Here is a 409-nt window from a genome sequence, read left to right as displayed (position 1 = left end):
GCCCGGGTTTTTCTTTTTATTCCTCAATAATGCCTTGCCAAGTACATGTTGCTATATCTCAATTTTATCAAATGATTGTCATCAGACTTTACAATTTCCCTACAAATTAAACGGAACCGACCACTCCTCAGAAATGCCAGCTTTGATACAATCACGCCGCGTTAACGCCAGAGAGGGATCACAGCATTGAAAAGGAAAATTGCGGCAGCATATCTGTTGGCTTACCTTGCTTTGCCAGTGATGGCCGAAACAGCATCAGAAGAGCCAAGTGACTGGACCTGGCAAGTCTCTCTGGGCTTATCAGCCTGGGGCGAAAAGTCTCTACTCAAAGGCTCCCCTGGTAACAGCGAACTTCCTGTTCTACCTACCTTGCAAGTCGATGTCAGTTACAAGAATTTTTTTGTAGAAA

The 409-nt window shown here is 44.5% G+C and carries 2 protein-coding genes; both read left to right on the top strand.

Annotated elements, in window-relative coordinates; all coding sequences use genetic code 11:
- Nucleotides 1-190 (top strand): hypothetical protein (locus J0A66_RS21850; protein WP_206575955.1); only part of this gene is annotated, 190 nt, incomplete at its 5' end.
- On the top strand, nt 187-409 hold a 223-nt coding region (locus J0A66_RS21845; RefSeq protein WP_206575954.1), incomplete at its 3' end, for a hypothetical protein. The genes J0A66_RS21850 and J0A66_RS21845, both read left to right, overlap by 4 nt.

Source organism: Bowmanella dokdonensis, assembly GCF_017254865.1.
GTDB lineage: Bacteria > Pseudomonadota > Gammaproteobacteria > Enterobacterales > Alteromonadaceae > Bowmanella > Bowmanella dokdonensis.
The sequence above is the reverse complement of the archived record's forward strand: the minus strand, read 5'-3'. Positions and strand labels throughout refer to the sequence as shown.